This is a genomic window from Nonomuraea recticatena, assembly GCF_039533245.1.
In the GTDB taxonomy this organism is placed as follows: domain Bacteria; phylum Actinomycetota; class Actinomycetes; order Streptosporangiales; family Streptosporangiaceae; genus Nonomuraea; species Nonomuraea roseola.
In genome coordinates this window covers 244177-252241 of record NZ_BAAATE010000012.1, presented here as the reverse complement: position 1 = coordinate 252241, position 8065 = coordinate 244177, and the positions used below count along the sequence as shown (strand labels likewise).

At 70.8% G+C, this 8065-nt stretch carries 8 protein-coding genes; 5 read left to right on the top strand and 3 right to left on the bottom strand.

What is annotated here, in order from left to right:
* Window positions 1–185 precede the first annotated feature (185 nt).
* The gene (locus tag ABFX50_RS24215; RefSeq protein WP_346149620.1) at window positions 186–1508 is read left to right on the top strand and encodes a serine/threonine-protein kinase; all 1323 of its coding nucleotides are present in this window, start codon (window positions 186–188) and stop codon (window positions 1506–1508) included.
* A gap of 260 nt (window positions 1509–1768) precedes the next feature.
* Here the strand turns inward: ABFX50_RS24215 and ABFX50_RS24210 are convergent, their stop codons facing one another.
* The 3 genes from ABFX50_RS24210 to ABFX50_RS24200 form a co-directional block, all read right to left on the bottom strand.
* Window positions 1769–2113, bottom strand: a complete 345-nt coding sequence (locus ABFX50_RS24210; protein WP_346149619.1) for an isoamylase early set domain-containing protein — start codon at window positions 2111–2113, stop codon at window positions 1769–1771.
* A 286-nt stretch (window positions 2114–2399) separates the two neighbouring features.
* The gene (locus ABFX50_RS24205) at window positions 2400–2729 is read right to left on the bottom strand and encodes a hypothetical protein (RefSeq protein ID WP_346149618.1); all 330 of its coding nucleotides are present in this window, start codon (window positions 2727–2729) and stop codon (window positions 2400–2402) included.
* Between the two features lie 74 nt (window positions 2730–2803).
* On the bottom strand, window positions 2804–3262 hold the full coding sequence (locus ABFX50_RS24200) for a MarR family winged helix-turn-helix transcriptional regulator (RefSeq protein WP_346149617.1): 459 nt from the start codon (window positions 3260–3262) through the stop codon (window positions 2804–2806).
* Window positions 3263–3324: 62 nt separating this feature from the next.
* Here ABFX50_RS24200 and ABFX50_RS24195 point away from each other — a divergent pair, with 62 nt between their 5' ends.
* The 4 genes from ABFX50_RS24195 (at window position 3325) to ABFX50_RS24180 (ending at window position 8047) form a co-directional block, all read left to right on the top strand.
* Entirely contained in the window at window positions 3325–4344 is a 1020-nt protein-coding gene (locus ABFX50_RS24195; protein ID WP_346149616.1) for a hypothetical protein, read from the top strand.
* 104 nt (window positions 4345–4448) lie between these two features.
* Complete coding sequence (locus ABFX50_RS24190; protein ID WP_346149615.1) at window positions 4449–6368, top strand: APC family permease; 1920 nt, start codon at window positions 4449–4451, stop codon at window positions 6366–6368.
* Window positions 6369–6506: 138 nt separating this feature from the next.
* Window positions 6507–6839 (top strand): STAS domain-containing protein, encoded by a 333-nt coding sequence (locus tag ABFX50_RS24185; RefSeq protein ID WP_346149614.1) that lies wholly within the window; start codon window positions 6507–6509, stop codon window positions 6837–6839.
* Between the two features lie 38 nt (window positions 6840–6877).
* Window positions 6878–8047 (top strand): FUSC family protein, encoded by a 1170-nt coding sequence (locus tag ABFX50_RS24180; RefSeq protein WP_346149613.1) that lies wholly within the window; start codon window positions 6878–6880, stop codon window positions 8045–8047.
* Window positions 8048–8065: the final 18 nt, after the last annotated feature.

Genomic DNA, 8065 nt, shown 5'->3' with positions numbered 1-8065 from the left:
CCAGGCTGGCGGGCATGGAGCGCGAGCACCGCTGGTCGGACTGGAACGGCTCGGCGTTCGGCGACGACAGCCGGGCGCACGTCACGGTCTACCGCCTGCCCCAGGACTGACGTTTCACCACAGGCGTGATCACGTTGTTACAACTCTGCTGAATGCCGACATGTCGGGCGGGTACCCGTACTCCCATGTCCGAACACGTGGAGCGGCTCGGCGGGCGCTACCGGCTGCTGAGACCGCTCGGTCAGGGCGGCATGGGCCGGGTGTGGCATGCCCACGACGAGTTGCTCGCCAGAGACGTCGCGGTCAAGGAGGTCGTGCCGCCTGTCGGCATGGCCGAGAACGAGGTCGAGGACTTCACGAACAGGACGCTGCGGGAGGCCCGCGCGGCCGCCAGGATCAGCCATCCGGGCGTCGCGGCCGTCTACGACGTCCTGGAGGAGCGCGGGCACCCGTGGATCATCATGCAGTTCGTGCCGTCCAGGCCCCTCGGCGGGCTGATCGCCGAGCGCGGCGGGCTGCCCGCCGAACAGGTGGCGCGCATCGGCCTGGACGTGCTGCGGGCCCTGCGCGCCGCCCACGCCGTCGGCGTGCTGCACCGCGACGTGAAGCCGGACAACGTGCTGCTCGCCCACGACGGCAGCGCGGTGCTCACCGATTTCGGGCTGGCCGCGCTGGACGAGGACGCCTCGGTGACCAGGTCGGGCATGGTCGTCGGCACCCCCGCCTACATGGCGCCCGAGCGCGCCACGGGCGGCCCTTCCCTTCCCGCCTCCGACCTCTGGTCGCTGGGCGCACTGCTCTACGCCGCCGTCAAGGGCCTGTCCCCCTTCCACCGCTCCCACGTGCTGGCCACGCTCGGCGCGGTGGTGCACGACGAGCCGCCGCCCATGGTGAAGGCGGGCGCGCTGGCCCCGGCGATCCACGGGCTGCTGCGCAAGGAGCCTTCCGAGCGGATGAGCCTGGACGAGGCGGAGGCGCTGCTGCTCGCCGCCGTTCACGACGGGCGCCTGCGTTCCACCGCCGACCTGCCGCCCGAGCCCGTCTCTCCGGCGTCCGAGACCTCCGTGAGCGCTTCGACGGCCGCCCGCCCATGGCGGAGCAGGCTGTTTCCCGCCGCCGTGGCGGCTCTGGTCGTCGCGGCCCTGACCACGTCCCTGCAGAGCGGCGCTCCACCCACCCCGTCGGCGGCCCGCCCTGCCGTTTCCCCGGCCGCGGACGCCCCCTCGGACTCCTCCGTGGACGCGCCCGTGAAGGCGCCCGTGAAGTCGGTCTCCCCCTCGCCCACCGTACGGCGGAGCTCCGCCGAACCCGCGCCCCACGCCACGACCAGGAAGACGCGCAGACAGAGCACCGGGGAGAGCACGGGAGAGAACACCGAGGTGAGCACCGCGTCGGCCTTCCCCCGCAGGCCGGCGGTCGTCGCGGAGCCCACGGACCGGAAGAAGGCACAGCCCGGCAAGGGGAACAAGCGCGACAAGAACAAGAACAAGGGCAAGAGCGGCCGCTGAGCGCCACGGCCGGGCGGAGACGTCGATCGGCTGAAGGGCCGACACCCTCCCGCGTCGCCCGCTGCCGTGCGGTGGCACGGCAGCGGGCAACGGCGGCGACATCCTCGGCTGCACGAGCAGGACCGGCGTCACCGCGGACGGCAGGCGTTGGGTCATCGTCCCGGTCTCCACCGAGTTCCAGGACTCCCACAGGCACGCCGAGCGACTCGTCGACCGCGCCCTGTGCGGCGGAAGGTGAGAGCCGGCAGCCGTCAGGCCGTCTACTTGGCGGCGGCCTTGGCCGTGTTGGCGCGGCGCGCCGGCTTCTCCTCGCCGGCGGAGACCGCGGGCAGGTGCACGATCGAGCCGCGGTGGTCGCGCTCGTCGGCGTCCGGCTCGTCCAGCCACGCGCCTCCGTGGGCGAGGTAGCGGAAGCAGATGCTGGTACCCGCGGGCAGGGTCACCACGGTGCTGTGCGCGCCCTGGTCGGTGCGGGTCATGGGATGGGCGTAAGGGTCCCACTGGTTGAAGTCGCCCACGACCGAGACCGGCCCCGGCAGGTCGGCGGGGAGGGTGAACGTGAGGCTGACCAGCCCGTCGTCGCTCGGCATGTCCTGTCTGATCATCGAGAATCCTCCTGTTGCGTCTGCACGGCATGCGCGCCCCGGCCGTGACTGCCACGGTGAGGCGCGCCTCCTGTGATTGCAGAACGCCGCTCGAAATGGTGCAATGCGGCACGACGTCCGGCAAGGACATCTTGATCCGGGTTTGCCGCTTCCCTTGCCGGGACGCCGCGGCGCTGGCCGTGGCTTGGGCCTTCGAGCGTGACCCGTCCCCCGTTGTTCGCGCCGCGGCGCCGGCTCGGGTGAGCCGGCGCCGCGGCGGCGGACGTCGCGATGCGACGCCGGCCCGTTACGGCTGCGTGTGCACCGGAGTCCTGCCGCCCTGCGACTTGTCGAACATGCCGGTTCCGGTGTCGGTGCTGGTGCTGGTGCTGGCACCCATGCGCTGCCGCATCTCCTCCTCCTCGCGCAGTTCCTCCATCCGGAGGGCGACGCCGAGCGCGAACAGCGTCGGCGCCCACTCACCGACGAAGATGCCCCATCTGTCGGCGCGGTCGAGGCCCGCGTTCTCCGACCCCTTCGAGACGACCCAGGAAGCGACGGACAGGCCGATGGAGGCGATGCCAGCCGTGTACGCGAGGCTGGACCTGATGCCCATCGAGTGAAGCTGCTTGATCATGGTTCCCCCTTGTTGTGGTGCATGTGAAGCGCTACCCCACATGACCGGAAGGTGAACCTGCCCGTTGTGGCCGGTCAGACGATCGTGATGAGCCTGATCAGCTGTTCGCGGAAGCTGTCGTACTCGTCCACCGCGCCGAGCAGCCGGTCGGAGCCGCGCTCCTCCTCGCGGGCGTGCGCCAGCACCTCGGCTCCCGCTGGGGTGATGCGGACCAGCACCCTGCGGCGGTCGCGCTCGTCGGGGCCCTTGCCGACGTAGCCCGCCCTGCGCAGGTGCTCGATGGTGCGGCTCATGGTCTGGTCGGTGACCCTGCTGAGCCTGGCCAGCTCGCGCTGCGCCAGGGGCCCCGCGGCGAGGTGGTGCAGGGCGATCAGGCCGGCATGGGTGAGCTCGTGGGCCTCGAGGAAGTCGTGGAAGCGGCTCTCGACCAGTCGCGCGGCCATCGACAGCAGGCGGCCGGTGGGCCAGGAGCGGATGTCGGCCCGTACGGCGTCGGCCGCGCCCGCGACGTCGTGCCCCTCCTTCTGCGCCACCCGCCCATTGTTCCACCGACGGCGGGCGTCATTTGTTCAGCAGGCTGAGCATAATAGTCAGCGTGCTGAACAAATCGGGTGCCACCCGTACACTCGCCTGGGGCGTCGTGGCCTGCGCCGTCGCGACAGGACTCGTCTGGCTGCTCGGCCAGCGGCTCCAGGGCATCAGGCTCCTCCCCGACCAGGGAGTCTCCTGGTACTACTGGAAGCTGCCCGAGCCGACCGTGTGGAGCAGGCTGTCGGCCTGGGCCGGCTACGCCGCCCACCAGATCGCGTTCTGGGCGCTGATCTACTACGCGCAGACCAGGGTCGGCAGGTACACGGCGGGGCTGCACCCGGTCAACGTCGTCGCGCTGGCGGTGAACACCGGTTTCGTCGCTTTTCACACGCTGCAGACCCACCTGTTCTACGACGGGCTCGCACAGGACGTCTCGATCTTCAGCTCCCAGGGCTCGGTCATCCTGCTGCTGGTCGCGGTGCTCGTGATGGAGAACCGCCGCCGCGGCCTGTTCCTGGGCAGGCCGGCGCCCATCGGCCGCCAGGTCGTCGACTTCGCCCGCCGCTACCACGGCTACCTGTTCAGCTGGGCGGCCGTGTACACCTTCTGGTACCACCCCATGGAGATCACGAGCGGTCACCTGGTCGGCTTCTTCTACATGTTCCTCCTGCTGCTTCAGGGCAGCCTGTTCCTCACCAGGGCGCACACCGACCGCCGCTGGACGGTGACGCTGGAGCTGGCGGTCGCCGTCCACGGGACGCTCGTGGCACTGATGAGCTCGGGCCCCGACGGCGCCTGGCCGATGTTCCTGTTCGGCTTCCTCGGGGTCTTCGTGATCACCCAGATGCACGGCCTCGGACTGTCACTCCCGGTGCGCTGGGCGCTGGCCGGCTGCTACGTCGGCGCGCTCCTGGCCGTCCACGCCCTGCGCGGCCAGATCGGGTCGGCGTTCGACGCGCTGCGCATCCCCGCGATCGAGTACGCGCTGGTCGGGGTCCTGGCACTGCTCGTCTGGCTGGGCCTGCGGGCGGCGCGGCTGATCCGCGGCGAGCGCACGCCGCCAGCGGACAGATCGCGTTTTTGACGTTTTCTTGACGCCCCGATCATGAAGAAATCACCTTCGACGTCAGTAGTGTGCACCTTCGTCTTGACGTGCGCTCGGTGTTGGGGGTGGCCAGGTTGGCCGGGGTGGATCAGTCCGTTTCCGTAAGGGAGCGGACGCTGCGGACGTGGCTGCTGAAAGGCCTGCAGCGTGTCGCTCCGGGAAGCGCGGACCCGCACCACGAGGAGTCCCCCGCCCATCAGCACTCCTGGTGGCAGGTGATGTGCCTGACAGGCGTGGACTACTTCTCCACCCTGGGCTACCAGCCGGGCATCGCCGCCCTGGCCGCGGGGGCGCTCAGCCCGATCGCCACGATGCTGCTGGTGGCGCTGACCCTGTTCGGCGCCCTGCCGACCTACAGGGCCGTGGCCAAGGAGAGCCCCAACGGGCTCGGTTCGCTGTCGATGCTGGAGCGCCTGCTGCCCGGCTGGCGCGGCAAGCTGCTGGTGCTGTTCCTGCTCGGCTTCGTGGCCACCGCCTTCATCGTGACGATCACGCTGTCAGCGGCCGACGCCACCGCCCACCTGCTGCACAACCCGTTCGTTCCCGCGTTCCTGTCCGGCTGGCAGGTGCCGGTCACGTTGGCGTTGATCGCCGCGCTGGGCGGGGTGTTCCTGGTCGGCTTCAGCGAGGCCATCTCGATCGCCATCGTCCTGGTGGCCGTCTACCTCGTGCTGAACGCGGTCGTGGTGGCCGCGGCGCTGCACAGGGTGTTCACCGAGCCCTCGTTGATCACCGACTGGCAGTCCGTGTTGACCGGCCAGCACTCGAGCCCCCTCGCGATGATCGCCGTCTCGCTGTACGTGATGCCCAAGCTCGCCCTCGGCCTGTCCGGGTTCGAGACGGGTGTGGCGGTGATGCCCCTGGTCAAGGGCGACCTCGTGCAACGGATCAAGGGCGCGCGCCGGCTGCTGACCACCGCGGCGCTCATCATGAGCGTCTTCCTGATCTCCTCCAGCTTCGCCACGGCCGTCCTCATCCCCGCCGAGGAGTTCGCCGAGGGCGGCGCGGCCAACGGCCGAGCCCTGGCCTACCTGGCCCACGCCTACCTGGGCGACTGGTTCGGCACCGCCTACGACCTGTCCACCATCGCCATCCTGTGGTTCGCCGGGTCGTCCGCGCTGGCGGGGCTGCTCAACATCGTGCCCCGCTACCTGCCCAGGTACGGCATGGCCCCCGACTGGTCGCGCGCGGTCCGGCCGATGGTGCTGGTCTTCACCGCCATCTCCTTCCTCATCACCGTCTTCTTCGGCGCGGAGGTGGAGTCGCAGGGCGGCGCCTACGCCACCGGCGTGCTCACGCTGATCCTGTCGGCGGCCGTCGCGGTCACCCTCTCGGCCTGGAACGGCGGCCGCACCCGCGCCGCGGTCTCCTTCGGGATCATCACCCTGATCTTCGCCTACGCCACCGCAGCCAACATCGTCGAACGCCCCGACGGACTGGTGATCGCGCTGCTGTTCGTCCTGGCCATCGTGATCACCTCGCTGGTCTCCCGAGCAACCCGCTCCACCGAGCTGCGCGTCACCGGCATCTCCATGGACGACCTGGCCCGCCAGTACGTCAACCTGTGCGGCGACCTCCGGCTCATCGCCAACGAGCCGCACGCGCGCGACCAGAGGGAGTACGTCGACAAGGCCCGCGAGGCGTGGGAGCTGCACCGCCTGCGCACCGGCGAGGGCCTGCTGTTCCTGGAGGTGAGCGTGCCCGACGCCTCCGAGTTCGCAGGGGAACTGCGCGTGGTCGGCGAGGAGCGCCACGGCTTCCGCGTCCTGCGCATGGAGAGTACGACGGTCGCCAACGCCATCGCGGCGCTCCTGCTGTATCTGCGCGACCAGACCGGCAAGACGCCGCACGTCTACTTCCACTGGGCCGCCGAGGGCAACCCCATCGGGGCGCTGCTGCGGTACCTGGTCTTCGGCGGCGGCGACATCCCGCCCCTCACCCGCGAGGTGCTGCGCCAGGCCGAACCCGACGCCGATCGCCGCCCCGTCGTCCACGTCGGCTGAGGGGCCGCCCACCGACGTCCGCGCCCGCGCATCTGACCGTTTGCCCCGGCTGGGCCGCTGACCACGCGTAAGGTATGCGGGAGCGGGGTTGACCCCCCGCGGAGAGGGGCTGATGCACATGAGGTTCTCTCAGCGGACGTGCGCTTCGACGCGGCCCATCCGGTCGTGCGCCTGTCGGGTGAGCTGGATCTCACCTCGTCCGAGGTCCTGCGCGAGGCGATCGAGACGGCGCTGGCCTGCCGTCCCGCCACGGTGGAGCTCGACGCCGAGGCCCTGACGTTCTGCGACTCTCAGGGGCTTCGCGCGCTGTTGCAGGTCCAGCACTGCGTCACGAACGCGGGCGCCGCCCTTCGCCTCACCCATGTGCACGGCACGTTCCTGCGCGTGCTCGAGCTCACCCAGCTCGACAAGGCCTTCGCCGTCGACTCGGCCACCGGCAGGGGAGCCGGGGACACGCGCGCGCGAGCCTGACGCTTGCGCCGAAGCGAAAGATCCGGAAATGTCGCGCTATGCGACATCCGGAGTCCAGCCGCCTGTCGGCCGCCGTTCGTCAGGAGCTCGCCTATGTCCGCACCCAGCTGAAAGCCCTCGGCGAACGCGGCTCGCACCAGCGCTTCGAGCTGAGGCAGATCGCCAAGGCCACGCTGGCCGCTGTGCTGGCCTGGCTGCTGGCCGACCGGTTCCTCCCGCGTGAGACCCTGTGGATCGCCCCCGCCACCGCCGTGATCATGGTGCACGCCACCGTGTACAAGACCCTGACCAACGGGCTGCGCAAGGTCGCCGCCGTGGCCGCCGGGGTCATCCGGGCCGGCAGCATCGGCCACCTGCTGGGCCTGACCGCCTTCACCCTCGTCCTGGTCGTCCCCCCTGCCCTCGTCGCGGCCCGCTGGCACCGGATGGGCCGCCACGGCACCGACGTGGCCACCACCGCCGTGCTCATGCTCTCCTTCGGCGCCGCCTCCCAGGAGCGCTACCTGCTGGCCTACGTGATGGCCACCGCCATCGGCGCCCTGTGCGGAGGGGTGGTCAACTCCACCCTGTGGCCCCCGCTGTACCGCAGGCGCCCGGACACCGCCATCGAACGGCTGAGCGGCGAGATGTCCGCCCTGCTCGACGACGTGGCAGGGGCGCTGCGCGACGGCTGGGACCTGTCGAGCCTGCCGTCGTGGCGGCACCAGACCGACAGGCTCGACGAGCACCTGGCCGAGGCCGCCGCCACCGTCGCCGACAGCGCGGAGAGCCGCCGCTACAACCTGCGTCAGCGGCACAAACCCGACGGAGACGAGCACGTCCAGCTCCTGCGGGCGCTGACCGAGATCGGCGTGCACCTGCACGCCATCGTGCGCGCCCTGGCCCACCTGGACCACCAGAACGACCTGGCCGCCACACCCGACGACCTCAGCGACCACTACGCCCGCGACTACTCCGTCCTGCTGGAGCTGATCGCCGACATCGTGACCGGCCGCGTCAGGCCCGCGGGCGTCGCCGAGAGCGCCGACTCCGGCCCTGACGCCTTCGCGCGGGCCCATGCCCAGGCCGACCACATCCGCGACCAGATGACCACGCAGATCCAGGCGGGGGCCCTCGACCACCCCCGTGGCTGGGCCATCAGCGGAAGCCTGCTGACCGACGCCGAGCGCATCCTGAACATCCTGGCCACCCTGCGCACCCCGGCCTGACATCAGCCGCGTCGGGCG

What these genes read in the sequence shown, in the direction of transcription:
- ABFX50_RS24180 (WP_346149613.1), top strand. Translation starts at nt 6,878, where the DNA reads ATGCGACATCCGGAGTCCAGCCGCCTGTCGGCCGCCGTTCGTCAGGAG.
- ABFX50_RS24215 (WP_346149620.1), top strand. Translation starts at nt 186, where the DNA reads ATGTCCGAACACGTGGAGCGGCTCGGCGGGCGCTACCGGCTGCTGAGA.
- ABFX50_RS24205 (WP_346149618.1), bottom strand. Translation starts at nt 2,729, where the DNA reads ATGATCAAGCAGCTTCACTCGATGGGCATCAGGTCCAGCCTCGCGTAC.
- ABFX50_RS24210 (WP_346149619.1), bottom strand. Translation starts at nt 2,113, where the DNA reads ATGATCAGACAGGACATGCCGAGCGACGACGGGCTGGTCAGCCTCACG.